The organism is Ilumatobacter nonamiensis YM16-303, assembly GCF_000350145.1.
Taxonomy (GTDB): domain Bacteria; phylum Actinomycetota; class Acidimicrobiia; order Acidimicrobiales; family Ilumatobacteraceae; genus Ilumatobacter_A; species Ilumatobacter_A nonamiensis.
Window position 1 is genome coordinate 1 of record NZ_BAOL01000030.1, and the last position, 26578, is coordinate 26578.

28 protein-coding genes, 1 tRNA gene and 2 riboswitches are annotated in these 26578 nt (G+C 65.8%); of the genes, 19 read left to right on the forward strand and 10 right to left on the reverse strand.

What is annotated here, in order from left to right; translation table 11 throughout:
• The first annotated feature begins 114 nt into the window (after positions 1-114).
• Positions 115-1326: an acyl-CoA dehydrogenase family protein gene (locus ON45_RS04110; protein WP_083914274.1), complete on the forward strand. Its 1212-nt coding sequence runs from the start codon at positions 115-117 to the stop codon at positions 1324-1326.
• Positions 1327-1339: 13 nt separating this feature from the next.
• Here the strand turns inward: ON45_RS04110 and ispH are convergent, their stop codons facing one another.
• Positions 1340-2416 (reverse strand): 4-hydroxy-3-methylbut-2-enyl diphosphate reductase, encoded by a 1077-nt coding sequence (gene ispH, locus ON45_RS04115; RefSeq protein WP_051062418.1) that lies wholly within the window; start codon positions 2414-2416, stop codon positions 1340-1342.
• 48 nt (positions 2417-2464) lie between these two features.
• Between ispH and ON45_RS04120 the strand changes: the two genes are divergently transcribed.
• From ON45_RS04120 to ON45_RS04140, 5 genes are all read left to right on the forward strand, one after another.
• Positions 2465-3886: a radical SAM protein gene (locus tag ON45_RS04120; RefSeq protein WP_040492189.1), complete on the forward strand. Its 1422-nt coding sequence runs from the start codon at positions 2465-2467 to the stop codon at positions 3884-3886.
• Positions 3883-5253, forward strand: a complete 1371-nt coding sequence (gene der / locus ON45_RS04125) for a ribosome biogenesis GTPase Der (protein WP_040492190.1) — start codon at positions 3883-3885, stop codon at positions 5251-5253. Before ON45_RS04120 ends, der begins: the two co-directional genes overlap by 4 nt.
• 2 nt (positions 5254-5255) lie before the next feature.
• Positions 5256-5477 carry a hypothetical protein gene (locus ON45_RS04130; protein ID WP_040492191.1) on the forward strand — a complete coding sequence of 74 codons (222 nt, stop codon included), beginning with the start codon at positions 5256-5258 and terminating at the stop codon, positions 5475-5477.
• 119 nt (positions 5478-5596) lie between these two features.
• Positions 5597-5670: transfer RNA gene (locus tag ON45_RS04135), tRNA-Pro, on the forward strand.
• A gap of 227 nt (positions 5671-5897) precedes the next feature.
• Complete coding sequence (locus tag ON45_RS04140; RefSeq protein ID WP_040492192.1) at positions 5898-6563, forward strand: arsenate reductase ArsC; 666 nt, start codon at positions 5898-5900, stop codon at positions 6561-6563.
• Positions 6564-6595: 32 nt separating this feature from the next.
• Here ON45_RS04140 and arsB read toward each other — a convergent pair whose 3' ends face one another.
• Positions 6596-7702 (reverse strand): ACR3 family arsenite efflux transporter, encoded by a 1107-nt coding sequence (arsB, locus tag ON45_RS04145; protein WP_051062419.1) that lies wholly within the window; start codon positions 7700-7702, stop codon positions 6596-6598.
• Between the two features lie 102 nt (positions 7703-7804).
• Here arsB and ON45_RS04150 point away from each other — a divergent pair, with 102 nt between their 5' ends.
• Positions 7805-8203 carry an ArsR/SmtB family transcription factor gene (locus tag ON45_RS04150; protein WP_083914277.1) on the forward strand — a complete coding sequence of 133 codons (399 nt, stop codon included), beginning with the start codon at positions 7805-7807 and terminating at the stop codon, positions 8201-8203.
• Position 8204: 1 nt separating this feature from the next.
• On the forward strand, positions 8205-8972 hold the full coding sequence (locus ON45_RS04155) for an SOS response-associated peptidase (RefSeq protein WP_040492193.1): 768 nt from the start codon (positions 8205-8207) through the stop codon (positions 8970-8972).
• On the opposite strand, the gene ON45_RS04160 is transcribed toward ON45_RS04155, so the two are convergent.
• Complete coding sequence (locus ON45_RS04160) at positions 8944-9348, reverse strand: HIT family protein (RefSeq protein WP_040492194.1); 405 nt, start codon at positions 9346-9348, stop codon at positions 8944-8946. The two genes, ON45_RS04155 and ON45_RS04160, sit on opposite strands and share 29 nt — an antisense overlap.
• Before the next feature lie 49 nt (positions 9349-9397).
• Here ON45_RS04160 and ON45_RS21010 point away from each other — a divergent pair, with 49 nt between their 5' ends.
• The 8 genes from ON45_RS21010 to ON45_RS04200 all read left to right on the forward strand — a co-directional run bounded on the left by ON45_RS21010 (position 9398) and on the right by ON45_RS04200 (position 14696).
• Positions 9398-10057 carry a CDP-alcohol phosphatidyltransferase family protein gene (locus ON45_RS21010; RefSeq protein WP_051062420.1) on the forward strand — a complete coding sequence of 220 codons (660 nt, stop codon included), beginning with the start codon at positions 9398-9400 and terminating at the stop codon, positions 10055-10057.
• Entirely contained in the window at positions 10054-10434 is a 381-nt protein-coding gene (gene gcvH / locus ON45_RS04170; protein WP_040492196.1) for a glycine cleavage system protein GcvH, read from the forward strand. The genes ON45_RS21010 and gcvH overlap by 4 nt, the downstream gene beginning before the upstream one ends.
• Before the next feature lie 10 nt (positions 10435-10444).
• Positions 10445-10933: a double zinc ribbon and FHA domain-containing protein gene (locus ON45_RS04175; protein WP_040492197.1), complete on the forward strand. Its 489-nt coding sequence runs from the start codon at positions 10445-10447 to the stop codon at positions 10931-10933.
• Positions 10926-11771, forward strand: a complete 846-nt coding sequence (ftsR, locus tag ON45_RS04180) for a transcriptional regulator FtsR (RefSeq protein WP_051062421.1) — start codon at positions 10926-10928, stop codon at positions 11769-11771. The genes ON45_RS04175 and ftsR overlap by 8 nt, the downstream gene beginning before the upstream one ends.
• 75 nt (positions 11772-11846) lie before the next feature.
• A complete protein-coding gene (locus ON45_RS04185; RefSeq protein ID WP_051062422.1) occupies positions 11847-12332 on the forward strand; it encodes a bifunctional nuclease family protein in 486 nt (161 codons plus the stop codon).
• A gap of 118 nt (positions 12333-12450) precedes the next feature.
• Entirely contained in the window at positions 12451-12948 is a 498-nt protein-coding gene (locus ON45_RS04190) for a MerR family transcriptional regulator (RefSeq protein ID WP_051062432.1), read from the forward strand.
• A complete protein-coding gene (gene gcvT / locus ON45_RS04195; RefSeq protein WP_040492200.1) occupies positions 12945-14009 on the forward strand; it encodes a glycine cleavage system aminomethyltransferase GcvT in 1065 nt (354 codons plus the stop codon). Before ON45_RS04190 ends, gcvT begins: the two co-directional genes overlap by 4 nt.
• Before the next feature lie 48 nt (positions 14010-14057).
• Entirely contained in the window at positions 14058-14696 is a 639-nt protein-coding gene (locus ON45_RS04200) for a phosphoadenylyl-sulfate reductase (protein WP_051062423.1), read from the forward strand.
• Positions 14697-14754: 58 nt separating this feature from the next.
• Here the strand turns inward: ON45_RS04200 and ON45_RS21015 are convergent, their stop codons facing one another.
• Positions 14755-15435 carry a hypothetical protein gene (locus ON45_RS21015; protein WP_148288519.1) on the reverse strand — a complete coding sequence of 227 codons (681 nt, stop codon included), beginning with the start codon at positions 15433-15435 and terminating at the stop codon, positions 14755-14757.
• Between the two features lie 224 nt (positions 15436-15659).
• Between ON45_RS21015 and ON45_RS04210 the strand changes: the two genes are divergently transcribed.
• The gene (locus tag ON45_RS04210) at positions 15660-16259 is read left to right on the forward strand and encodes a hypothetical protein (protein WP_040492202.1); all 600 of its coding nucleotides are present in this window, start codon (positions 15660-15662) and stop codon (positions 16257-16259) included.
• 150 nt (positions 16260-16409) lie between these two features.
• Here the strand turns inward: ON45_RS04210 and ON45_RS04215 are convergent, their stop codons facing one another.
• Positions 16410-16754 (reverse strand): GNAT family acetyltransferase, encoded by a 345-nt coding sequence (locus ON45_RS04215; protein ID WP_206537644.1) that lies wholly within the window; start codon positions 16752-16754, stop codon positions 16410-16412.
• Between the two features lie 281 nt (positions 16755-17035).
• Here ON45_RS04215 and ON45_RS21020 point away from each other — a divergent pair, with 281 nt between their 5' ends.
• A complete protein-coding gene (locus tag ON45_RS21020) occupies positions 17036-17920 on the forward strand; it encodes a GNAT family N-acetyltransferase (protein ID WP_051062425.1) in 885 nt (294 codons plus the stop codon).
• Between the two features lie 142 nt (positions 17921-18062).
• Positions 18063-18530 (forward strand): VOC family protein, encoded by a 468-nt coding sequence (locus ON45_RS22065; protein ID WP_277619159.1) that lies wholly within the window; start codon positions 18063-18065, stop codon positions 18528-18530.
• A 67-nt stretch (positions 18531-18597) separates the two neighbouring features.
• Here ON45_RS22065 and ON45_RS04230 read toward each other — a convergent pair whose 3' ends face one another.
• The 5 genes from ON45_RS04230 to ON45_RS22530 form a co-directional block, all read right to left on the reverse strand.
• Positions 18598-19164 carry an SET domain-containing protein gene (locus ON45_RS04230; protein WP_040492203.1) on the reverse strand — a complete coding sequence of 189 codons (567 nt, stop codon included), beginning with the start codon at positions 19162-19164 and terminating at the stop codon, positions 18598-18600.
• Positions 19165-19196: 32 nt separating this feature from the next.
• Entirely contained in the window at positions 19197-22055 is a 2859-nt protein-coding gene (gene gcvP / locus ON45_RS04235; RefSeq protein WP_051062427.1) for an aminomethyl-transferring glycine dehydrogenase, read from the reverse strand.
• Between the two features lie 24 nt (positions 22056-22079).
• A riboswitch (glycine riboswitch) is annotated at positions 22080-22153 on the reverse strand.
• Between the two features lies 1 nt (position 22154).
• A riboswitch (glycine riboswitch) is annotated at positions 22155-22258 on the reverse strand.
• 58 nt (positions 22259-22316) lie between these two features.
• Complete coding sequence (locus ON45_RS04240; RefSeq protein WP_040492204.1) at positions 22317-23495, reverse strand: LLM class flavin-dependent oxidoreductase; 1179 nt, start codon at positions 23493-23495, stop codon at positions 22317-22319.
• Positions 23496-23754: 259 nt separating this feature from the next.
• Complete coding sequence (locus ON45_RS04250) at positions 23755-25620, reverse strand: peptidoglycan-binding protein (protein WP_158412180.1); 1866 nt, start codon at positions 25618-25620, stop codon at positions 23755-23757.
• A 501-nt stretch (positions 25621-26121) separates the two neighbouring features.
• Positions 26122-26508 carry a hypothetical protein gene (locus ON45_RS22530; RefSeq protein ID WP_148288520.1) on the reverse strand — a complete coding sequence of 129 codons (387 nt, stop codon included), beginning with the start codon at positions 26506-26508 and terminating at the stop codon, positions 26122-26124.
• Between the last annotated feature and the right edge of the window lie 70 nt (positions 26509-26578).

The following is a 26578-nucleotide window of genomic DNA, read 5'->3' on the forward strand; positions in this document are numbered from 1 at the left end:
GAACCATCCGGTGTCAGACACCGGATGGCACCGTGAGCCATCGGGTGTCTGACACCGGATGGTTCGCGGTTGCGGGTTCGGTGGGTGGAAGGCGGGGCGGATACGTTCGCGGACATGACCGTCACCGAGACCGCGACCGACATGTCCGCCGACGAGCAGCGGGTCAATGCGCTGATCGACGACCTGCTCGAGAACTTCCCACCGGCCGAGACCTCGACCGTCGACTTCCTGGGTGCCCAGTTCGACCGCGGCCTCGCGTGGATCCATTTTCCCGAGGGGCATGGCGGTCTCGGCCTCACGCCGAAGCTGCAGCGACTGGTGAACGAGCGGGTGTTCGCCGCCGGTGGACCGAACGCGATGCACCGGAACCCGATCGGTCACGGCATGTGCGGTCCGACCGTGGTGGCGTGGGGGAGCGACGAGCAGAAGGCTCGCTACCTCCGCCCGTTGTTCACCGGCGAGGAGATCTGGTGTCAGCTGTTCTCCGAGCCCGGATCGGGGTCGGACTTCGCCGGGCTCTCGTCGTCCGGCGTGCGCGACGGTGACGAATGGATCTGCAACGGGCAGAAGGTCTGGACGACCCTCGCACACCTCTCGAAGTGGGGCCTGCTCGTCGTGCGGACCGATTCCCAGGCCGTCAAACACGCCGGTCTGACGGCGTTCGTGGTCGACATGGAGGACCCGACCGTCGAGATCCGCCCGCTGCGCCAGATGACGGGCGAAGCCGAGTTCAACGAGGTGTTCTTCTCCGACACCCGGATCCCGACGTCGGAGATGCTCGGTAGCCCGGGCGACGGCTGGCGCGTGTCGATGACGACGCTGATGAACGAGCGCGTCTCGATCGGCGGCGCCATTCCGCAGAAGGGCACCGGGATGATTGCCGAGCTCGTGCGAACCTGGCAGAGCGCCGACGAGAGCCTGAAGTCCCCGGCGACGAAGGACGCGGTGATGGCGCTGTGGTCACGCGCCGAGGTGGCTCGTCTGACCAACATTCGCGCCAGCCAGAACCGCAAGATGGGCGACCCCGGACCAGAGGGGTCGATCGGCAAGATGGCCTCGGCGGACCTCAACAAGGAGATCTACGAGCTGGTGATCGACCTGATGGGCCCCGAGGGAATGCTCTACGGGAGCTACGAGATGATCCGTCCCGAGACCGCGATGGGATCGGACACGCCACAGAAGGCGTTCCTGCGCGTGCGCGCCAACTCGATCGAGGGTGGCACGTCCGAGGTGATGCGCAACATCCTGGGCGAGCGGGTGCTCGGCCTTCCGGGTGACGTGCGCGTCGATCGTGACGTTCCGTGGAGCGAGATCCCGCGCAACTGATCGAGGGATCTGTTCAGGTCGTCAGGTTCGCCAGGACCTCGCTGGCACCGAGGTTCCGGTCGTCCATCCCCGGACGGTCGAGCAGGCTCCCACCGAGCAGCACCGTCGCCGCATCCTCGATCGCCGCCTGCAGTTCACGGATGTTGCGCGGCGGTGGGAAGTACTCGTCCTCGTCGGTGACGATGACCAGTTCCACGCCCTTCGCGGGGTCGAGGAACTCGACGACCGCATCGACGAGCTCCTCGGGGGCGGAGGCCCCGGCCGTGACACCGACCACGCCGGAGATCCCGGCCGGGAGTTCGTCGACCGAGTTGACGCGGTACACCTGTTCACAGCCTTCAGCATGAGCGAGCCGCTCCAGAGCGAGCGTGTTCGATGAGTTCGCGGATCCGATGACGACGATTGCGTCGCAGCGTCGGGCCAGCTCCTCGATCGCCGCTTGCCGATTGGTGGTGGCGAAGCAGAGGTCACTGCGGCCGGGCGTCCACACGTCGGGGAAGCGGTCCTTCACGGCCACGGCCACACCGTTCCAATCACGGTGCGACAGGGTGGTCTGGGCCAGGAGAGCGACGGGCTGATCGGTCGGGGGAAGCGCCTCCACCTCGGCGACGGACTCGACCCGGTCGATCGAGTCCGGGGCGACCGCCATCGTTCCGACCGCTTCCTCGTGACCCTCGTGGCCGACGTACACGATGCGGAAACCCTTTCCGGCCCGCACCTTCACCTCGTGGTGCACCTTGGTGACGAGCGGACACACCGAGTCGACCACGTAGGAACCGCGGGCCCGAGCGGCTTCGACCACCTCCGGAGCGGAGCCGTGTGCCGAGAGCATGATCGGGCTGCCGGACGGGACCTCGTCGATGTCGTCGACGAAGATCACGCCCTGGTCCTCGAACCGCTTGACGACCAGCTTGTTGTGGACGATCTCGTGGTAGCAGTACACGGGAGCCGGGAACGAGCGCACCATCCAGGCCAGGGCCTTGATCGCCATTTCGACGCCGGCGCAGAATCCGCGGGGCTCGGCGAGCAGTACCTGCTCGACGCTCGATCCAGTGGGGGATCCGGTCGGTGACGGGTCGTCGGTGCTCATCTGGACCCCAATCTACCGACTCGACCGCGGCGGTAGCGTGGAGCGGCTATGTCCCAGACCCTCTCCCGATCACTTGCACCGCTGGTGGTGTCGGTCGCGCCCGGATCGCCGGCCGACGACGTCGGGGTGCTGCCAGGTGACGAGATCGTGGGGGTCAACGGCGACATGCCGCGGGACATCATCGAATGGCAGATGGCCACCGATGAGGCCGAGGTCGAACTCGATGTCTCGCGCGGCGGACTGGACTTCGCGATGTCGGTCGACAAGCCCGAGGGGGCACCTCTCGGGATCGAGATCTCGAGCGCCGTGTTCGATCGCGTCCGCACGTGCGACAACCACTGCGAGTTCTGTTTCATCTACCAGTTGCCGAAGGGGATGCGGAGGTCGCTGTACCTGAAGGACGACGACTACCGGCTGTCGTTCCTGTACGGCAACTTCACGACGCTGACGCGCTTCACCGAGGCCGACCTGGAACGGGTGGTGACCGAACGACTGTCGCCACTGCACGTGAGCATCCACTCCACCGATCCGGACGTGCGCAGTGAGATGTTGAAGAACCCGCGGGGTGCGATGAGTCTGCGTTGGCTGCGGGCGTTGCTCGACCACGACATCGTGGTGAAGGGCCAGATCGTGGTGTGTCCCGGCGTCAACGACGGCGCGATCCTGGACGACACGATGGCCGGCATCCTCGACCGATATCCCGAACTCGATTCGGTCGCCGTGGTTCCGCTCGGCATCTCGAAATTCAACCGTGAGGATGCGATGCGTTTCCATTCGCTGCAGGAGGCGCAGGACGTCGTCGACACGATTGCCGACTGGCAGGACGTGTTCCAGGCCGCACTCGGCAAGCGAATGGTGTACGCCGCCGACGAGTACTACCTGATGGCCGAGCGCCCGTTCCCGGACGCCGAGCGCTACGACGGCTTCCACATGCACGAGGACGGCATCGGCATGGCGCGCACGTTCGAGGCCGAGTTCCACGGCCACACCGACTCCGTCACCGGCGTCCAACGCGGCTTCTTCGCCTCGGTCGACGCCCCGCCCAACCCCGCGGCCTACACGGGCCTCCACAAGTGTTCATCGGCGCACGACATCGATGCACCCGTGCAGCAGGGCGTCACGTTGAAGCCCCGTCGCACCGCGTCGGTCGGCGTGTTGACCGGCACATTGGGTGCACCCGTGATCCGGCCGCTCGTGGAATCCGTCGGGCGCGCCGATGTTCGGATACTCGCGGTCGAGAACGAGTTCTTCGGTGGCAACACCGGGGTCACCGGGCTGATCACGGGTGAGGACGTCACCAGGGTCCTGGCTGACCAGCCTGCGGGCCATCGGTACCTGCTGCCCGATGTGTGCCTGTCCGACGACGGACGATTTCTCGATGGCGTGTCCATCGATGAACTGCCGCGACCTGTCGAGGTCGTCGCGACCGACGGTGCCGCTCTGCGCGCCGCCCTGGAAGGATCGAAATGACCGAGAACACCATCGCCGGAGTCGACACCGGCGGACTGCCGACCGTGGTCATCATCGGCCGCCCCAACGTCGGCAAGAGCACGCTCTTCAACCGGATCATCGGGAGCCAGCAGGCGATCGTCGAGGACCGCCCGGGTATCACCCGGGACCGCAAGGTGCTCGAGGCATCCTGGCTCGAGGTGCCCTTCCTCGTGATCGACACCGGCGGCTGGATGCCGGCAGGTGACGGTTCGTCCCTCGACGACAAGGTCAGCAAGCAGGTCGAAGAAGCCGTCGACGGGGCCGATGTGGTCATGTTCGTGGTCGATGCGTCGGTCGGGCTGACCGACGACGACTCGATGATCGCCAACTGGTTGCGACGGACGCGCCGCGACGTCATGGTCATCGCGAACAAGGCCGACAACGATCGACGCGAGACCGACCGTTGGGAGTTCCTGTCGCTGGGACTCGGCGATCCGATTCCGGTCAGTGCGCTGCACGGCCGCCGCGCCGGCGACCTGCTCGACGAGGTGATCGCACGTTTCCCCGAAGAAGCCCGCCAGCACCGGGACTTCCCGGAGTACGAACGCGGCGACGACTGGGACGGCGACGACGAGGTCGCGGCGCCGCGCATCGCCATCGTCGGCCGCCCGAACGTCGGAAAGAGCACGCTGTTCAACCGTCTGGTGGGGGAGGAGCGCGCCGTTGTCCACGACATGGCCGGCACGACCCGCGACTCGATCGACACGCTCGTCGAGACCGAGGACGGCCCGATGGTGTTCATCGACACCGCGGGGATGCGTCGCAAGGGCAAGATCGACGACTCGGCCGAGTACTACTCGATGGTCCGTGCGCTGCGCGCGATCGACGACGCCGACGTGGCGCTGCTCGTGATCGACGGGACCGAGGGCGTCACCAGCCAGGACCAGCGCCTCGCCGAGCGTGTCGACGCCTCCGGGTGCCCGATCCTGCTCGTGCTCAACAAGTGGGAGCTCGTGCCCGCCGAGGAGCGGCCCGATCGCATGGCCGAACTGCACCGACGCCTGGCATTCGTCGGCGACGCGCCGATCCTGAAGATCTCGGCGCTCACCGGGAAGAACGTGTCCCGCCTGCTGCCGCACCTGCAGGAATCGATCGCCCAGTACCACACCCGCGTGCCGACCCGGGACATCAACAAGATCATCGCCGCCGCACAGCAGCGGGCACCGGGCCCGAAGGGTGCGAAGATCCTCTACGCCGTGCAGGGGGCGACCGATCCGCCCACGTTCACGCTGTTCGTCAACCGCGAGATTCCTGCGACCTACATGCGGTACATCGAACGAACGATCCGGGAGGAGTTCGGTCTCGGCTCGACCGCGATCAAGATGCGCGTGCGAAAGAAGTCCTGATCGTGCCGTGGTGCGAGGACTGCGCGAAGTACTACACACCGAACTCGGTGAACACCGACGGCAGCTGCCCGCAATGCGGTGAGATCCTGCAGTTGGGCGAAGGAGCGGAGCACACCCACGAGGAGGGTGGCGAGGTCGACGAGTCGACCCCGTGGCATTTCAAGCTGATGGTGGTTGCGGTCGTGACGTATCTCGGGTGGCGTCTGATCCAGCTGTTCGCCTGACCGTTCATCAGTGCGGACGGGGGCGGATCATCCTGATGGTGACCGAGCCCGGCGGCAATGGCATCTGAAGAACTCAGCGGCGGTTCGGTCGGCGTCGGCCGATAGAGTTCCGTCCGCCACGGGCTGTGGCGCAGCTTGGTAGCGCACTTGTCTGGGGGACAAGGGGTCGCAGGTTCAAATCCTGTCAGCCCGACGACCGATGGTCCTGGTCAGATGTTTCTGATCGGGACTTTCGTCGTTTTCGGCCAGGCGTCGTGCCGGCGACCGCTTCTGCCCGGCCGTCGGTGAACCTCGGATGAATTCACTCACTCTCAGTTGATTCAAGAATTATTGAATGGTCATGCTGTCGTCGTGGACATGAAGCGATCCACCCGCTCTCGACATGCGCAACGGCGCGGTCACGACATGAGGAGAAACAGCATGACCGAGGACAACACCGAACGCGTGGAGTTGACGACCGAGCAGATCCTGCTCGTGCGCCAGGGGGCGGAACGCCTGCGCCACGAGTTCGACGGCACGTTCAACGCCGAGACGATCGAGCGCTACATGCACAGTTCGCAGGAACTGTTGCAGGCGAAAGCGAAGTTCTCGATGTGGCTGCCGTTACTGATCGAGCGCGTCACCCGGGACCGGCTGCGGGCGCTGGCACGACTCGAGGTCGGAACGCTCGGCAAGCCGGCTGTGCTGTTCCTCTGCGTCCACAACGCCGGACGCTCGCAGATGGGAGCCGGCTGGCTTCGACATCTCGTCGGCGATCGGGTCGACGTGTTCTCGGGCGGGACCGACCCGGGTATCGAGATCAATGGTGCCGCCGCGCAAGCGATGGCCGAGGTCGGAATCGACATCGGCTCGGAACTCCCGCAGCCGTGGACCGACGAAATCGCCCGGGCAGCCGATGTGATCGTGTCGATGGGCTGCGGCGACGCGTGCCCGATCTATCCGGGCAAGCGCTACGAGGACTGGGATCTCATCGATCCGACCGATCAGCCGCTCGAGGTGGTGCGCGAGATTCGTGACAACGTCCGGGCCCGCGTGGAGGCGCTCATCGCGACGCTCGAACTCGACGTCACAGCGTCAGCGGGATGATCCCATCGCGGTGACACTCGCGAGTCCGGGCGTCACTCGACCGGGACGGCGCCCGGTCGGGCGTCCGTGGACTCCGAGGATGCCGGGAACCAGCCTTTGGTCCGGTTGGCGAACGCGACGAGCGAGAGCATCACCGGAACCTCGATGAGCACGCCGACCACCGTCGCGAGCGCCGCTCCGGAACCGAGGCCGTAGAGGCTGATCGCGACGGCGACGGCGAGTTCGAAGAAGTTCGACGTTCCGATCATCGCGGCAGGCGCCGCGATGTCGAACGGAAGCCGAAGGGAGCGGGCTGCGCCGTACCCGATCGCGAAGATGCCGTAGCTCTGGATCAGCAGCGGGATCGCGATCATCAGGACACGCGCCGGCTGGTCGATGATCGTCTCGGCCTGGAATCCGAACAACAGGACGACGGTCAACAGCAAGCCGATGATCGACGTCGGCTTCAACCGAGCCGCGAACCCGTCCACGGCGGCCGGTCCGCCCGTACGGATCAACGACGATCGGGTGAACAGGCCGGCAGCGAGCGGGACCACCACGAAGATCGCGACCGACGCGACGAGCGTCGCCCACGGAACGGTGAGATCGGTGACGCCGAGGAGCAGACCGGCGATCGGAGCGAATGCGAAGACCAGGATGAGATCGTTGATCGACACCTGGGCGAGTGTGTAGTTGGCGCTGCCGTTCGTGAGCTGGCTCCACACGAAGACCATGGCCGTGCAGGGAGCGACGCCGAGCAGGATCATCCCGGCGATGTACTCGTCGGCTTCGGCCGTGGGAACGAACTCGGAGAACACGTACCGGAAGAACACATAGGCCAGCGCGGCCATCGTGAAGGGCTTGACCAGCCAGTTGATCCCGAGGGTCAGGAAGAGACCCTTCGGCTGGTGGCGGACATCGCTCAGACAGTCGGGCTCGACCTTGAGCATCATCGGATAGATCATCAGCCAGATCAGGACGGCCACGACGAGGTTCACCTGGGCGACCTCGAGGTCCGCGATCTGTTCGAAGACCCCGGGTACCAGGAGTCCCAGGCCGATCCCCGCGAGGATCGCGAGGGTGACCCAAAGGGTCAGGAACCGCTCGAAACCGCCGAGTCCGGTGTCGGCTCGCAGGTCCGTCGTGGTCGGCGCGCTCATGCGGATGCGGGGTTCATCACCGGGGTCGACAGACGGCGCGATCGGAGCGGTACGGTGGACACAGAGGACGCACCGTAGCACGACTCATCGACATTCATCAATATGACTTCCGACCTGATCGACGACAGCGACACCACGGAGACCGCCACGGCGATCGACGGGTCCGAGGCATGCTGCTCGGGCAGCACCGGGTGGATGGACCGCAACACCGCCGACGAGCTGGCGGCTCGACTGAGCGCTGCGGCGGATCCGGTCCGCCTCCAGGTGCTGTCGATCATCGCCCACGCGCCCGGCGGCGAGGTGTGTGCCTGCGATTTCGTCGAACCGCTCGGGAAGTCTCAGCCGACCGTGTCGCACCACCTCAAGGTGCTCACCGAAGCCGGCCTCGTCGAAGGTGACAAACGCGGGCGCTGGATCTGGTATCGCCTCGGCCCGTCGGCCATCGATGACCTCGCCGGATCGCTCGGTGCGATCGTGGCCGAGAGCGCGGCGACGACCTGACATGTGCGGCCGCTTCGTCGCCACGAGTCCGCCCGATCAGATCGCCGCGTACTTCGGGGCCGACGTCGCCGTCGAGACGCTGGGTGAGAACTTCAACGTGGCTCCGACCCACGATGTGTACGGAGTGGTCATGCCGAAGAGCGGCGACGCGACGAGCACTCCGCAGCTCGAAGCGTTTCACTGGGGTCTGATCCCGAGCTGGGCGAAGGATCGCAAGATCGCGTCACGGATGATCAACGCCCGGTCGGAGACGCTCGCCGAGAAGCCGGCGTTCAAGGGGCTGTTCAAGAAGAAGCGTCTGCTCGTGCCGATGGACGGCTTCTACGAATGGAGGGCCGGCGTCGAGGGCGGCCCGGTCACCGCGAAGGGCAAACCGGCGAAACAGCCGATGTTCATCCATCGCAAGGACGACGAGCCGCTCGCCGTCGCCGGACTCTGGTCGGCCTGGAAGGACACCGAGGCCGAGCCGGACGAGGACGGCGCAGTACGCTGGCTCCACAGTGCAACGGTCGTCACCACGGCCGCCAACGCGACGATGACGCCTGTGCACGATCGCATGCCGGTGCTCGTCCCGCAGTCACGCTGGTCGGAATGGCTCGATCCGTCGAACGACGACATCGAATCGCTGTCGACGCTGTTCGACATGAGCGGCGACACCTCGCTCGACATGCACCCGGTCTCGACCGACGTGAACAAGGTCAGCAACAACCGCGCCGACCTGATTCACGAGATCGATCCGCTCAGTCCAGCGACTTCAGCGCTGTTCTGATCGCGTCCGCCCACGCTTCGAGATCATCCCGGTCCACCGACGCCGCAGCGTTCGCGAAACTGAGTTCGCTCTCGTGGTTGGTGGGGACGAGGTGGATGTGCGCGTGCGGGACCTCGTAGCCGGCGATGATCATCCCGATCTTCTCGCACGGGAACGCCTGCTGCTGCGCGCGTCCGATCCGGTGGGACACCGCGAAGAGGTGGGCGACGAGGTCGGGGGACGCGTCGACCCAGTGCTCGATCTCGGCAACCGGCACGACCAGGGCGTGACCCGGCGCCATCGGATTGATCGACATGAACACGGCGCAGCGTTCGTCTCGGTGGACGAACGTGCCGGGGATCTCGCCGTCGAGGATCTTGGTGAAGATGGTGCTCATCACCTCCGATCATGCCGCATCTCGACACCCCTCCGCGTACGCTGAAACGGTGAGCGCCGAGGAGACGACCGTCGATGGGCCGACGGACGAACCCGCCGAGGGGATCCTCGACGGCATCTGGTCGGTCCCCAACCTGTTCACCCTGATTCGTCTCCTGTGCCTTCCGCTCTTCCTGTGGCTCCTCTTCTCCCAGGACAATGCCGCCGGCGCGGCGTGGTTGCTCGCGCTCCTCGGGAGCACCGATTGGGTCGACGGGTACATCGCCCGGCGCTTCGACCAGACGAGCGAGTTCGGCAAGATCTTCGATCCGACCGTCGACCGCCTCCTGTTCATCGTGGCGATCACCGCGATCATCATCGACGGTTCGATGCCGCTCTGGTTCGGTGTCGCCGTGCTCGCTCGCGAGATCGTCGTGGGCGGGGTGATCGCGTTCTCGACGCTGTTCCTGGGAATGCAACGCTTCGATGTCACCTGGCTCGGCAAGTGCGCGACCTTCATGTTGATGGGTGCGGTGCCCAGTTTTCTCATCGGTTCGACCGACGTGTGGGAGGCGGATTTCTTCGCCGTTCTGGCCTGGGTGCTGGGCATTCCCGGACTCGTTCTCAGCTACTGGACGGCTTTCGCCTATATTCCACTCATCCGTGCGGGCATCGCCGCCGGGCATCACTCGACCTCACCGTCAACCTCGACCCGAACTGAAGGCCCATGAACATTCCTGACGAACTTCGGTACTCCTCCGATCACGAGTGGATCTCCCGTGATGGCAACACCGTCACCATCGGAATCACCGACTACGCGCAGGACTCGCTCGGCGATGTCGTGTTCGTCGAACTCCCCGAGGTCGGCCAGGACCTGGCGGCGAGTGACACGTTCACCGAGGTGGAGAGCACGAAGTCGGTGAGCGACATCTACGCGCCGGTCAGCGGTACGATCTCTGAAGCCAACCCCGCGCTCGAGGACCAGCCCGAACTCCTGAACACCGACCCGTATGGCGAAGGATGGATCTGTCGGATCGAGATGTCCGACCCGTCGCAGTACGACGCACTGCTCGACGCCGCCGCCTACCGGGACCTCACGGAAGGTTGAGTGCACCCAGATGAGCGAGTACGTCTTCTGCAATCAGTGTGGCCACCGGAACCCGCCGACAAGCGCGTTCTGTTCGAGTTGCGGCTCGCCACTCGACCGACTCGACGACCGCACGATCAATCTCACCCGGATCGACCCGCTGCAGGACGCACCGGGTACCGACGACGACTTGGTGATCCCCGTCGGTGACCTCCCGAGCGAAACCGGGGTGCTCATCGTGCGCGCCGGCGAGCAGGCCGGCGACCGGTTCAACCTGGACAACGACCTGACCCGTCTGGGGCGTCATCCCGACAGCGAGATCAGCCTCGACGACATCACCGTGTCGCGCCGCCACGTCGACATCCAGCGGACACCCGACGGCTATGTCGCCACCGACGGCGGTTCACTGAACGGCACCTATGTCAATCAGGAGCGCATCGATCGGATCCTCCTGAAGCATGGCGACGAACTGCAGGTCGGCAAGTTCCGCCTCGTCTTCTTCGAGCGGACCGATGCCTGAGGAGTCCACCGCCACGACGAGTTCGCACCTGTCGATCGGTGAAGTGCTCGGTCTGCTCCTCGAGGAGTTTCCCGACATCACGATCTCGAAGATCCGATTCCTGGAGAGCCAGGGTCTGATCGAACCGGAACGAACGGCCTCGGGCTACCGGAAGTTCTACGAACCCGACGTCGAATTGCTGCGTTGCATCCTGCGCGAGCAGAAGGACAACTTCCTGCCGCTCAAGGTGATCAAGGATCGTCTCGACACCGGCGAGATCGATCCGACGAACGAGACTCAACGTCCCGCAGGCCTCGTGAACGTTGCCGACGACCAGACCGCGGGAACTCCGGTGGACGGGTCGCTCGGAGCGTCGCGTCATCCCGCCGCGGCATCGAATGCGAACACGAATCACTCGGTTTCGAGCGGGGGAGCGGCTCACCCTCCGCAGGCGGGCGACGACACCGGCGACTTCCACTTGCCGTCAGGAGTGGTGCTCGACGCTGCCGAGATCTGCTCGATGTCGGGGCTCTCGAACGAACAGCTCGAGCAGGTCCGGTCCTATGGCGTGATCGTCCCGGCCGACGACGGCACGTTCGACGAGGACGCGCTCGAGATCGCGCGGATCGCGAAGCGGTTTCTCACCCTCGGCGTCGATGCCCGACACATTCGGGGCTGGAAGGTCGCCGCCGACCGTGAGGCCGGGCTGTTCGAGCAGGTGATCCAGCCGTTGCTGCGCCAACGCAACCCGGAGTCGAACGAGCACGCGGTCGCGCAACTCACCGAACTGGCGACGCTGGGTGGGCAGCTGCGCGGGGCGATGATGCGCACGCTGCTGCGTCGCCATCTCGAGCACTGACTCCGACGCGCACGAACGCGTGAATCGCCGAACGCGGCCGGACGTGGTCGCTTCCGAAGGGGTACCATCGGAACCGTGATCCCTGTCGAACTGGTCGGTGTCCGGGTCGAAGTGCCCGCCAACACACCCATGGTGTTGTTGCGCGAGCAGGAGGGCCGCCACCGGCTGCTGCCGATCTACATCGGGAGCCCCGAGGCGTCGGCGATCCACTATGCGCTCGAAGGAATCGAGCCTCCGCGTCCGTTCACGCACGACCTGTTTCTGACGACCATCGACGAACTCGGGGCGTCGCTGGACAAGGTCGTGGTCACCGAGATCCGCGATCGCACGTTCTTCGCCGAACTCCACCTGACCACCGGCGAGGGCAACAAGGTCATCTCGTCACGACCGTCCGATGCGATCGCCCTGGCCGTGCGCTGCGGAGCGGACCTGTTCGCCGGTGACGAGTTGCTCGACGAGCACGGCCAGGAACCGCCGGAGGAGCCCGAGGAGGACGCTGCGGAGATCATCGACGAGTTCAAGGACTTCCTCGAGAACGTCGATCCCGAAGACTTCGTCTGAACCCTCAAGTGAAGGTTGACGCACGCGCCGCAGGTGCGTAGTGTCGAACCCTCACACGCTCGTAACTACGACCGTGTCCTCGATCGAACGGCGCGGGGCGTCGAGAACGAAGCAGACGATGGCGCAACAGCACGATCTCCCTACGACCGACGACACCGCACCCTCGGTCGATGTCGGTTTCAGCGGTACCCGAGCGGCGAAGGTCGTCGGGATCACCTACCGTCAGCTCGACTACTGGGCGCGCACCGACCTGATCCGGCCATCGCTCAACGACGCTGCCGGGAGCGGAAGCCGCCGGCGCTACTCGTACAACGACCTGCTCGAGTTGAAGGCGATCAAGAAGTTGCTCGATGCCGGGATCAAACTCGAGCAGGTGCGCAAGGTATTCGACTACCTGCGTGAACACGTGTCGACCGACATCGCCGCGGCCCACATCGTCATCGACGGTGGCAGTGTCAACCTGTACGACGACGGCCAGCTCATCGACGTGTTGCAACGGGGACAGGGCGTGCTGAACGTGCTGTCGATGGGCGGCGTCAAGAGTGAACTCGAGGCCGACCTGCATCCGGCGGACGCCACGCTCGACGACGCCGCACCGGTCCGCCGAATCGGATGACCGCACGCCAGTCTCCACTGGTCGCCCAGCACCGAGCGCTCGATGCGCAGTTCGTCGACTTCGGCGGTTGGGAGATGCCGATCTCGTATCCGACCGGCACGATCGCCGAGCACATGGCGTGTCGTACGTCCGCCACCGCGTTCGACGTGTCGCATCTCGGATCGATACGTGTCGAAGGCGACGACGCGTTCGCTCGGCTGCAGTCGACGCTCACCAACGACCTGGGCAAGGTCTCTCCCGGTCGGGCGCAGTACACGCACCTGCTCGATGCCGACGACGGGTCGGTACGCGACGACATCATCGTGTGGTGGCATCCGCGAGCCGACGACGAGCCCGATGTCTTCGACGTGATGCCGAACGCTTCGAACACCGAGCGGGTCGTCGACGCGCTCGGTGGAGTCGACTCGACGGCGTCCCGTGCCGTCATCGCGGTGCAGGGGCCGGACGCCCGAGCGATCGTCGCCACCGTCTTTCCGGAAGCGGGCGCGGTCGGCCGGTTCCGTGTCGCTCACTGCACCTGGGAATCGACTCCCTGCACGGTCGGCGGCACCGGGTACACCGGCGAACCCGGCCTCGAGATCGCCGTTCCCGCCGATGCCGCGGGGCCACTCTGGGACGCACTGATGGTCGCAGGAATCACTCCCGCCGGGCTCGGTGCCCGGGACACGTTGCGCCTCGAAGCCGGGCTTCCGCTCCACGGACACGAGTTGGGCCCCGGCATCACCCCACTGCAAGCGGGCCTGAACTGGGTCGTCGCCTGGGACAAACCGTCCTTCGTCGGTCGTGACGCCGCGGTGGCCGAACGCGAGCGAGGAGTCACCCGACACCTGGTGGGGATCGCCACCGAAGGTCGGCGACCGGCGCGGGAGGGGTCCGTCGTGCGAGTCGATGGTGACGATGTCGGCGTCGTGTCGAGCGGCAACTTCTCGCCGGTGCTCGGCCACGGGATCGCGATGGCATTCGTGCCGCCCGAGATCGGGATCGGGCGACCTGTCACGGTCGACGTCCGGGGCAAGGAACTCGACGGTTCCGTCGTGGAGATGCCGTTCGTTCCCAAGTGATCTGAAACATGACTTGGACGGTCAGGTATTGTCCGCTAGGTTGCGATCATGCAAACCCGACCAGATCAGTCGAGTATTCACGTCGATGTCCTCGCGGCAACGGCGACCGCGGCCATCGAGTGGGCGTGGTCGGCGTTCGAAGGTCGAGTGTGCGTGTTGTCGTCGATGCAGGATTCCGTGGTGACCGACCTTGCGATGCGGGTCGACCGGCGCATCCCCGTGGTCTTCCTCGACACGGGTTATCACTTCGAGGAGACGCTGGAAACCGTTCGTCGCGTCGAGGCCCGGTACGGCATCCGCGTCGAGCGGATCACGCCGACCCGGCCGTATCGTGCCGACGTCGAACCGGGGGAGTGCTGCGCCGAGAAGCCCGACATGCTCGAACGTGCGCTCCACGGCCGGGATGCGTGGATCACCGGACTGCAGCGGTACGAGACAGCCGAACGCGCCGACGCCGGAATCATCGATGTCGACCGCCGTGGTGCCACCAAAATCAGCCCGATCGCGCAGTGGAGCGAGGCCGACCGTCTGGCCTACATCGAGCAGCGACGGGTGATCACGAATCCACTGCTGGATCAGGGCTACGACTCGATCGGCTGTGAACCGTGCACCACGCTGCCCACCGACGGGGCTCGTTCCGGCCGCTGGGCCGGGACCGAGAAGACCGAGTGCGGGCTGCACCTCTGACCCGATCGGGCGTGCCGGCGCCGCCGACGTCACGCTGACCGGCAGTTCGTAGCGGTCGCTACGAGCTCTTCTTGGTCGCCGACTTCTTCTTGGCCGGGGTCTTCTTCGCCGACGCCTTCTTCCGCACGGCCGTCGACTTGCGCGCTGAGCGCTTCGCGGCTGACGTCTTGGCGGGTGTCTTCTTCGCCGGTTCCGGTTCGGGTTCGGACGGAGCAGGGTCGGCGGGCGCTGCCGCAGTCGTCGCTGTGGGTTGCGTGGCAGGCCGAGACGAACCGCTGAAACCGGGGATCTTCAACCCGCCGAACAGTCCGCCGGCGGTGTCGGCCAACTGACCCAGGGGAGCGAGTCGTGTGGTGACCTCGGCGAGCACTGCGTTCATCTGCGCGAGTTGGTCGGGCATCTGCTTCATTGCCGGATTGTTGAGGGTCTCGGCGAGCATCTGGAGCCCTGGAGCAACGGCGATCGCCGGGCCGGACACGACTTTCATCATGTCGTCGGCCGCCTTGACCGTGCGCGTCACCTGGGGGACCGCGGCGCGCAACGGCTCTTCCACCTCGGCGAGCAGGACGTTGATCCGCTCGGAGGTCTCGTTCAGGTTCTCCATCGTGCGGTTGAAGTTCTCGACCCCGCGTTGGAACTGGTCGACCCCGGTGCGGAACTGCTCGACCGATTGCACCGCACCAGCAATCGGGGCGGCGAGCAGGTTGAACATCTGCGACAACGGGTCGGAATCAGCCATGAGGCCAAGCTACTTCCCACCCGCGGGGCGCGGGGCCATCGGCGGTCCCACGCCGACGGCGTTGCGAGTGATCGCGACCGGTGGCTGACGGCTCCCAGCGTCGACGTCCACGGCTTCCCGTCTGTCGCCACCGATTCACACCGGCAACCGACGGTGCGCGGGCAAATGCTCGTCCGGGGCCGAGCGCTCGCCGGCCGGCGAGCGCTTGCGCGATCCTGGAAGGCGTGTTTCGACGACGTTCCGGCCTGACGGGCTCGTTCGCCGTTTTCGTGGCTCTCCTCGCCGCATGCAGCTCCCAGCCCGAAACCGTCGACCCGCCCTCGAGTCGCCCTGCCTCCGAGAACGCGGGGTTCCTTCGAGAACTCGATGTCGAGACCGATCTCGAACTGGAGTGCACCGGAACACGCACGAATGGTCCGCCCGAGGACTTCGAAGTCGTGCACGACGCGGTCGCCCTGCCGTCGAGCCCCGATCACCCCGCGCTGCAGACCAGTGCTCGCACGGCATCAGACGGGAGCACGTACTACTTCGCCAAGACCGGCCTCATCTGGAAGACGGACTCGTCATTCGAACTCATCGTTCCCGACGACCAACGATCGCGAATGGCGATCAGATGGGGCGGACCCGCTCCGCACGCCCACTCGGTCGCGATGAACTGCGACGGCGCCGCCGAATGGGTTGGGTTGCCCGGCGGCTATTGGGTGACCGAACCGTTCTGCGCCGACCTCGTCGTACGCAGCGACGACCAGGAACGAACGATCCAGCTTGGCCTCGGAACGCCATGCGACAGTCAGGCCGGCCCGCAGGGTCCGAGCGACGGCTGACCGCGACTCGGCCACCCGACATCGCCGCCGCTCACTCGTCAAGAACAGCTCGACAGCTTCCGACGGCAGTGTCCATCACCGAGGGGCAACCTCACTCGAACTCTTTCGCCAGCGTCGCCTTGCCGAAACCTGCCAGGCCGCAGAGCAGGATCAGCCAACCGCTGGTCGCTGATCTCCGTCCGCTTCGGCGGCTGTGTCGTCGACGAGGCGTTTGCCGAAGCTGATCACGTCGTCCTCGAGGAAACCGATCGCGCGGTAGAAGCCGGCGGCCGCCGCGTTGGTCGTGCGGACCTGGAGATTGACCTTCGGGCAGCCGACGGAGCGAAGGCGGTGTTCAGCATGTCGCATCAGCAATGCGCCGATTCCGCCGCTCTGGCATGACGGCGCGACGGCGAGGTAGTTGATCCATCCACGGTGACCGTCGTAGCCGGCCATGACGCTGCCGACGACGGCATCATCGAGGGCCGCCACGAAGACCCGGATCGTTCCGGGCACGCACCAGATCGCACGCGGTCCACAGCTCGACGACCGCTGCCCGGTCGGATTCTCGAAACTCGCGAATCGTCGGTGGAACCATCCATGCAGTCTGATCGATGTGCCCGTCTGGCCAGCGACGGATTGTCGCGGCGTCGAGGACAAACCGGTGGTGGTGTGGCTGACATCTCGCCCTTCGACCACCCGCTGGCCGGCGCTTCGAAACCTCGGGGCGTGCGGTCGAAGCCGAGTGGGAGAATGAGCAGATGGAGACGGATCGATCGAGTCGTGTGGGCTGAGCGATGGTGCTTCCTGACGTCGCCGAGTTCCCGTCGTCGGAGTGGGTCGAGCTACGGATTCCGGATGAGGACGACGTCGGCCTGGTGCTCGACGCCTCGACCGCCACGCTCATCCCGCTCATCACGACCATTCCCGCCAACTGCACGGTTCGCCAGGCGCGGGAGTTCATCCGCCGTCAGCAAGATCGCCCGCGCGCAGGGCGCGGCTGGTCACTCACGATCGTCGACCGCGCCACCGGCGACGCGGTTGGGAACCTCTTCGTTTCGTGCAACTCACTGGAACTCGGCGCGATCGAAGTGGGCTACTGGGTCGCACCGTCGCACCGTGGGCGAGGACACGCAGCCAACGCGTTGCGTGCGGCGCGGGAGTGGGCGGTCGCCGACCTCGGTGCCGACCGGCTCACCTCGTACATCGACCCGGACAACGCCCCGTCGCTCCGCACGGCACAGCGAGCGGGTCTCGAGCAGGAGACGACGTACGACAGGTGGGAGCGGGTTGGCGACGAGTTCCGTCCGATGACGGTCTGGTCGTACGGCCCGGGCCGACCCGAGCCAGGTCACATCGGCCCGCTCGAGAGCCGCATGTGGTTGAACGACTACCGCGGTGATGCTCGTTGGTTCGACCATCACCTCCACGCAGACTTCGTCGAGCACGGCTGCTCCGGTGCTTTGTGGACTCGCGACCGGATCGTGAACACACGGGTCGACGAAGAGATCATGATTCGGCTTCCACTCGCCGATCAATGCCTGCAGCAGCTCGCATCCGACACGTGGATGCTGACCTACATCGCACACCAGCCCGACCGGAGCTGTCGGCGAGTCTCCATCTGGCAGGAACTCTCCGAGGGATGGCGCCTCCGCTTCCATCAGGGGACACCACTTCCGTAGTTGCATGGCGTCGGCGGCGCACCGGGCGACATGGGCTCACACGCTCGGATCCGGTCCAGCCAGACCAGCTGAGCCGCTCCAGAAAGCTCACGACGCGTTGCGCCGACCTCCGCACGAGAACGGCACGACCGAGAGCGGCCAGATGCTCAGGAAGGTGCCACATCGGCGGGGACCCGGCTGGAACAATGTCGTGGTGCCCTCGATCACCGGTCGCCTTGAAATCACGCTCTCAGTTCGCGACCCGGCGAGCAGCGCTGCTTGGTATTCGGAGCTTCTGGGTATGCAAGAGACCTACGACCACACCTCGGACGACGGCCGCATGCGCTACATCTGCCTCCGCGAGCCGAGCAGTGAGCTCGTGCTGTGCCTCGTTGGTCACGCGGACAATCCCGGTGACGAGTTCAACGAGACCGGGACGGGACTCGACCATCTCGAGTTCGTCGTCGCACAACGTGAGGATCTCGCCGAGTGGGCTGCTCGGCTCGACGCATTGGGAGTCGAGCACTCGGGTGTCAAAGAGTTCGACTACACGGCCAACTCGATGGTCACATTCCGCGACCCGGACAGCATCCAACTCGAGTTCTTCTGGCGGGCGCCGGCCGACGGTTGACGGGAACACACAGACTGAGAGCAGCGCGTACCGCTCGTGCGAGGAGGTACGTAGAAATGTGCCGGTGTCACACGACGATCCCCCCGTCGTCGTCGGGTGCGGTTGCTCGACGCTGAGATGAGATGAGGCCCCATGCCACCGGAGCCCAGTGCTCGCCGTATCGGTCCTGAAGTTCGGACAGCTGCCAGTCGTTGCCGCTGACTCGGCGTCGACAGGATGACGATGCGCAATGGCACGTCATCATGAAGTCCGGCAGGATCGAGAACGTCGCGTAGTCGACGGTGATTTCCTCGTCGGGTCGGATCTCGCGCCGCGCGATGAGCTCAAACGGACCCGCGAGCCACACGTTGGGGTCGCAGCTGTGATTGCCGAAGTGAGCGGTCGAGCCTTGGGGAAGAACGAGATGACGGTCGGTCTCGAGATGAAATGTGTCGACGTATCGACCACTGCGATCTGCGTCGGCGAAGGCTTCGGCGAGTTCGACATCGCTGACGATCCGACCACCAAACCGGATGACGAGGTCACCAGCGGAAAGCAACTCGCCGGCGAACAACCCGTGACCCGCAATCGCCGACTCACGGACCTCGAGACTCGGGTGGACCCATGGTTCGGCGTCCGGTACGTGCAGCGTCACGGAGACATTCTCACCGATGAGACGAGGTGCCATCAGGCCATGGCAAGTGCTTCCAGGGGTTCACAGCTGCAGACGAGGTTGCGGTCGCCGCTGACGCCGTCGATCCGGGACACCGGCGGGAAGTACTTTGCGGCACGCAACCCGTCGACCGGGAACGCACCGAAGTCCCGCGCGTACGGCCGATCCCACTCACCGAGCAGATCCTCCGCAGTGTGCGGCGCGTGACGGAGCGGGCTGTCGTCGACGCTCCACTCGCCGGATTCGACCCGGTCGATCTCGCCGCGGATCGCGATCATCGCATCGACGAAGCGATCGACCTCGCGCAGTGTCTCGGACTCGGTCGGCTCGATCATCAGCGTCCCGGCGACCGGGAAACTCATCGTCGGAGCATGGAATCCGTAGTCCATCAGCCGCTTCGCGACGTCGTCGTTGGTGACGCCGGTCGTCTTCGTCAGCGGGCGGAGGTCGATGATGCACTCATGAGCGACACGACCGTTCTCACCGCGGTAGAGGACGGGGAAGTGGGGATCGAGACGATCGGCGATGTAGTTCGCGGCGATGATCGCAACGGTCGTGGCGTGGGTCAGCCCGGGGCTCCCCATCATCTCGAGGTACATCCATGGAATCGGGAGGATCCCCGCCGAGCCGAACGGCGCCGCCGACACCGCGCCGACCGCCGCACTCGGGTCGAGCGGGTGTCCCGGGAGGAACGGAACGAGGTGCTCGCCGACACCGATCGGGCCGACACCGGGGCCACCGCCTCCGTGCGGAATGCAGAACGTCTTGTGCAGATTCAGGTGGCTGACGTCGGCCCCGAAACGGCCCGGACGGGCGAGTCCGACCAGGGCATTGAGATTTGCTCCGTCGACGTAGACCTGACCGCCGGCATCGTGCACGATCGCGCACAACTGCGTCACGTCACTCTCGAACACGCCGTGCGTGGACGGATACGTGATCATCAGCGCGGCGAGACGGTCGCCGTACTCCTCGATCTTCGCCTCGACGTCGGCGACATCCACATTGCCACCCTCGTCGCACTTCGTGACGACGACGTCGAGACCCGCCATCACCGCGCTCGCCGCATTCGTGCCGTGCGCACTCTCCGGAATCAGGCAGACCGTCCGCTCATCGTCACCGTTCGCTCGGTGATAGGCGCGAATCGCGAGAAGTCCGGCGAACTCACCCTGGCTCCCGGCATTCGGCTGCACGCTGACCGCCGCGTAGCCGGTGATCGTGGCGAGTCGATGCTCGAGATCCTGGATCAGGTCGCGGTAGCCCGTTGCCTGGTCATCGGGAGCGAACGGGTGGATGTCGGCGAACTCGCTCCAGGTGATCGGCAGCATCTCGCTCGTCGCGTTCAGCTTCATCGTGCACGAACCGAGCGGGATCATCGTCCGATCGAGCGCGAGGTCCTTGTCGCTCAGCCGACGCAGGTAGCGGAGCATCTCGTGTTCGGAGTGGTACCGATCGAACACCGACTGCGTGAGGAAATCGTCCGTCCGCCGGAGCTCGGTGGGCAGCCCGTCACGGGCTTCGTCGCACTCGTCGCGGTCGATCGGCCGGCCGTCGAGAGCGGCAACGATCTGCTCGACGGTGGACAGCGTGGTGGTCTCATCGAAGCTGAGACCGACCGTGCCGTCGTCGATCCGACGGATGTTGAACCCCGCCGCAAGCGCGTCGGCGACGAGGGTGTCAGCGTCTCGATCCGACGCCCGGACCGAGAGCGTGTCGAACCAGGTGTCGTTCTCGACGGTCAGACCACCGGCTGTCAGACCCGCCGCTGCGATCGATGTCAGGCGCTGGACTCGCTCGGCGATGCGGGTGAGCCCGGAGCGTCCGTGCCACGCCGCGTAGAGGCCGGCGATGTTCGCCAGCAACACCTGTGCCGTGCAGATGTTGGAGGTCGCCTTCTCCCGACGAATGTGCTGTTCGCGGGTCTGCAGTGCGAGGCGGAGCGCGGGGCGACCCGCCGTGTCGACGCTCACGCCGACGATCCGACCAGGCATCGCGCGCGCCGCCTTGTCCCGTGCCGCGACGAACGCGGCGTGAGGCCCACCGAAACCCATCGGCACGCCGAAGCGTTGGGCCGAACCCACGGCGATGTCGGCGTTCATCGCACCGGGCGACTTCACCAGAACGCACGCCAGGGGATCGGTCACGACGATCGCAATCGCTCCCATGCCGTGGACCCGTTCGATCTCGTCCGTCCAATCGACCACGTTGCCGCTCGATCCCGGGTGGCCGAACAACGCGCCGAACACGCCCGAGTCGTCGGACAGGGCGCCGATGTCGCCGATGACGAGTTCGATGCCGACCGGCTCGGCGCGCGTCTCCAGCACGGCGAGCGTCTGCGGGTGAACGTCCTCGTGCACGAAGAACGCTCCTCCCTTCACCTTCGACTGGCGGCGGGCCATGGTCATGGCCTCGGCTGCTGCGGTCGCCTCGTCGAGCAGCGATGCATTCGCGACGTCGAGACCGGTGAGTTCGGTCACCAGCGTCTGGAAATTGAGGATCGCCTCGAGTCGCCCCTGGCTGATCTCCGGTTGATACGGCGTGTAGGCGGTGTACCAGGCCGGGTTCTCCAGCACGTTGCGGGCGATCACCGGGGGAGTGATCGTGGCGTGGTAGCCCATCCCGATCAGGCTGGTCACGACGGTGTTGCGGTTCGCGATCTCCCGCAGCCGGGCGATTGCCTCGTGCTCGGGCACGCCGTCCGGGAGGTCGAGGGGTTCGGTCGCACGGATCGAGACCGGGAGTGTCGCATCGAGCAGCTCGGCGGAGGTCGACGAGCCGATCGTCTCCAACATGTGCGCCAGATCGGCCTCGGACGGTCCGATGTGACGTCGGACGAATTCGTCGGGTTCGAACAGCTCGGCAATGGGTGTGGACACGCAGGCCTCCGGGAGGGGTCGGCCCCCGCTGTCGTTCGTGCCTGAGAGTTTGATCCCCGTCGGCGGATCGACGGCGAAGCCGATCTCTTTCCAGCGTGCCTGCTCCGACCGGTCCGGGTGCCTGAGAGATTCCGGGGTGGTTGCTCCTTCGGCGCCGCCCGCATCGTCTCACGACGATGTTGCGGCTCTCCCGATCGAAGACGACGGCGTTTCGGTTGTGCTCGGAACGTTACAGGACGTGTCTGGCCCGTGATGCAACGCTCAGCGGGACGCGCGCTCTTCCTCGTACTTGCCGATCTCGGTGAGCTGAGCACCGAGCGTGGCGTCGACCCAGCGGCTGCCGGCGTCGATGATCTTGTCGTAGCTCGTCTGGACCGGCGCCGCCTGGCCGGTGAAGTGCGGCATCACCTCGTACGCGAACAGCTCCCAATGGTCCTTCGTGGCGTGCCAGTTGGCGAAGTCCGCACCCATCATCATGAAGCAACCGAAGCCACCGGTCTTCTCCTGGAGTCGCTCGATCTGAGCGATCGCCATGTCGGGGGTGCCGATCACCATGCGCCCGGTCTCGTTCAGGAAGTCGACGAACTCGTCGTAGTCGGACGGTGGCGGGGGATCGTTCGGGTCGCCCGTCGGCAGGATGTGACTCAGGTAGTCGAACACCCATTGCAGGCCGTACCTGCAGTTCTCACGGGCTTGCGCCTCGGTTTCAGCGATGTGCATCGGGCCCATCAGTCGCCAATCGGTCCGATCGGCGGTGTGCCCGTTCAGCGTCGCTTCCTCCTGCCAGACGTTGAAGTTGTAGTCGAGCACACCGAAACCCGCCGGCTCCGTGGCGGCGATCGACATCAACCCCGTGCCGTACCGACCGGCGAGCTTCGAGCCCGACGGCGACACCGATGACACGAGCGCCACGTCGAAGTTGCTGTACGGCCGCATCTGCAGCACGGCTTCCTCGCACGTGAACCAGTCGGTCTTCTCGGTGACGGTCTCACCCGCGAACAGCCGCATCATCACGTCGAACGCCTGATGCATCCGTGGCCGCTGATCGTTCGGGTCGATGCCGAGCATCGCGGCATCGGAGGTGAGCTGCCCCGGACCGGCACCGAACATCATCCGGCCCCGGGTCAGATGATCGAGCTGGACGATGCGGTCGGCGAGCACCATGGGATGGTGATACGGCAGCGAATTCACACCGGTCCCGAGCTTGATGTGGGTCGTGCGCTGCGACGCCGCAGCGATGAAGACCTCGGGGCTGGCGATCAGTTCCGAGCCTGCCGAGTGGTGCTCGCCGATCCAGGCCTCTGCATAGCCGAGTCGATCGAGGTGATCGATCAGTTCCAGGTCGCGGTGCATCGCAAGCGTGGGGTTCACCCCGGTCTTGTGCATGGGCGGCAGGAAGATCCCGAATCGCAGCGGATGATCGATCGTGAAGCTCGGCATCGCACGATCATTCCATGAACGTCGGAACGACCACGATGCCGAGCGTCTCGGCGCCGAAGGTCGTCCGGTACGTGCATTTCCGCATGACGAAATGAAGGTTCGTGAGGCGGATCGCCGCCGTCGCTGGCAGGGGAGGGCCGCCGGAATCTCCCGATCCCCGCCGCGTCCGGTGAACGCAGAAGGCGAGCCGAAGCTCGCCTTCCACGTTCTCATCGATGTGTGCGTCGACCAACCGACGCCGGCCTTCGGGCCCAAGTGGTCAGCGCTTGCTGCAGGCGTCGATCGCCTTCACGTGCGGGTACGGGTTGATGGCATCCTCACCGTTCGGATGGATCTCGAAGTGGAGATGCGGCGTGGCACTCGAGCCGGTGTTGCCGACCCAACCGATCACGTCGCCCGCCTTCACCTTCGCTCCGACCTTGATGCCGGGGGCGAAATCCATCATGTGCAGGTACGTGTAGTAGGTGCCACTTGCATGCTGGACGCGGACGCCGTTGCCGGAGAGCGCACCGGGCTGATCCCAGTACTTCTTCGAGATCGTGCCGTCGACGACCGCATACAGTTCGTTGCCCTCGTTGGCGATGATGTCGACTCCGACGTGGAGACGACCCCCGCCGCGGGCTGCATGCCACGTGTCACCGAAGAAGCACAGACCCTGGACCGGGAAGTGCTTCATCGAGAAGGACCCGGCGTTCGGGTTCGTCGCAGACTGTCCGCCACCGTTGCCGAGAGCCAGGATCGCGACACCCTTGGCGGTGGTCACGCCGGTCTGAGGAATCCCGTTCACACTCTGGAAGGCCTTGAGCGCCGACTGAGTCGCCGAGCCGAACACCCCGTCGGCGCCACCGCGGACGACGAGGCCGGTTTCCTGGAGTGCTCGCTGGAGTTCCTTCACCTTGGTGCCCTGTGAGCCGACCTTCAGGCCGACGTAGCCCGCGGCCGCTGCCGATGAACCTCCGGAGGAACCGCCGCTGGCGAAAGCTTGCGGGGCGTTCGACGACCCGAGACCCAGCTTGTTGATCGTCCCTTGATTCACGGTGCCGCTGGCGGTGACCCCGACGGCCTTCTGGTACTGGGCGAGCGCCGACTTGGTCACGCTGCCGAACACTCCGTCGGCACCACCGCGCACGGTGACTCCAGCCTTGATCAGTGCCGACTGGAGCTCCTTGACTTCCGCCCCACGCGAGCCGACCTTCAGCCCGAGGTAGGCGCTCGTATCAGCGGCACTCGGTGCAGGAGCCGAACCCGAGGTGAGGCCGAGGATCTGCGCTTCGCGCTGCCCGATCACACCGTTCTGGGCGAGTCCGTTGACGGACTGGAACTTCTTCACCGCCGACGTGGTCGCCGGGCCGAAGACACCGTCCGCGCCGCCGAGGATCCAGGTGCCGACACTCTGGAGTGCCTGCTGAACCGCTTTGACATCAGCACCACGGGCGCCCTGCTTCATTCCGACGTACGAGCCGCTGCCCGACGATGTGGCTGCTCCTGCCGCGGGACTCGGTGCAGAGCCGGAACTTGCGGAGGCGCCCGACAGGCCGAGGGCCTTGGACGTCGCCCCGTCGACCGTGCCGGTCTGGGGGAGTCCGAACCACAGCTGAACGTGGCGGACGGCGCGAGCGGTCGCCGAGCCGTAGATCCCGTCTGCACCACCCGCGACGTAGGCGCCGCGGGCCATCAACTTCTCCTGGAGTTCCTTGACGGCCGATCCTTGGGCGCCCTGCGTCAGGCCGGCAGCACTGGACGCTGACGACCCGGAGGAGCCGGAGGAGCCAGACGTTCCGATCAGCGCCTGGGATGTCGCCTCGTCGACCTCTCCGGTGACGGGCATCGATCGTCCCTGCTGGAAAATGCGGACCGCATCCCGGGTCACCGCACCGAAGACGCCGTCGGCACCTCCGGTCAGCGGGATGCCGGCGTCGATGAGTGCTCGCTGGAGAGCGACCACGTCGTTGCCCTGAGCTCCGACCCGCAGGCCGATGAAGCCCGCCGACACGACGGGAGCCTGTGCCACCGGCGCCGCATGAGCCGCAGGTGTTGCGACCGTCCAGCCCACGAACGCGACGACGAACGCCACGAAGAGCTGGAGCATGCGGATCCGGACGGATGTCTGAGTTGCACCGTTCATGTCGGTCATCCTCAACGTTCCCAACCCTCAACACAAATCTTTAGTCGAGGTTGAGGGTTGCATCCCGACCCTCAATTCACAGTTGAGACTGAGACTTTGTCACTCCACCCCAGCTCACGGTCGGTTTTCGAGAACAGCGTGACACCGGGGTGAATTTCCCTCGGTGTGTCCGTTCAGTTACGTATGGTTGACATAACGGAGATTATCGGCGGTATCGGTCGGTGAAGATCGTGCTCCCGATGCGCTCGCTGTCGCCTCGATGTCATCGCCGACCACGACGCCGTCGAGCGGTCTGCCGCCGGCGCTCGACGACGCGCTCGGCTGATGGCGCTCCCGAGTTCTCGGTGCTCACGCTGGCATGATGCGGTATGGGTGCTCCGGACGTCCGGTCGACCCCCGTTCAGGGCTTGCGCCAGCGGTGCAGCGGACCGGGACGGGAGTCCGCCCGAGACATCGCGACGTGTCGCGCACTCTCCGATCGGGCCTCCCCGCAGTGTTTCGTCATGACGTTTTGTCGGGGGGAGGGCTGGCAGCGGAGAGTTCGCGGTCGCGGAGCGGACGGGCGCTCTGGAGCAGCCAATCGAGCGCGGCCTGCAACTCGCGGTTGCTGAGCGGCGCCCTCTCGGCCAGGTCGCGATCGGTGTCCTCGACCGCGCAGGCGAGCATGTACAGATCGTCGTGGAGTCGGTCGAGTTCGACTCGGCTGATCACGATCTCATCGGTGCCGAGCGCGAGATCCGCCGCTCGCTGACGAGAGACCCAGTCCCACTGCCGACAGCGTTGACTGCAGAACTCTCGCGGTCGGCCCGGCCCCGAGCGCCGTTCCAGGACCCGTCGACACCAGCGGCACCGCTCCCCCTTCGGTGTACGCGCTTGTGATTGCGTCATGACGAAACCGTACCATGCGGCTCGGTTCGCCCGATGGGATCCCATCTCTCCCGAACGGATGACAGACTCG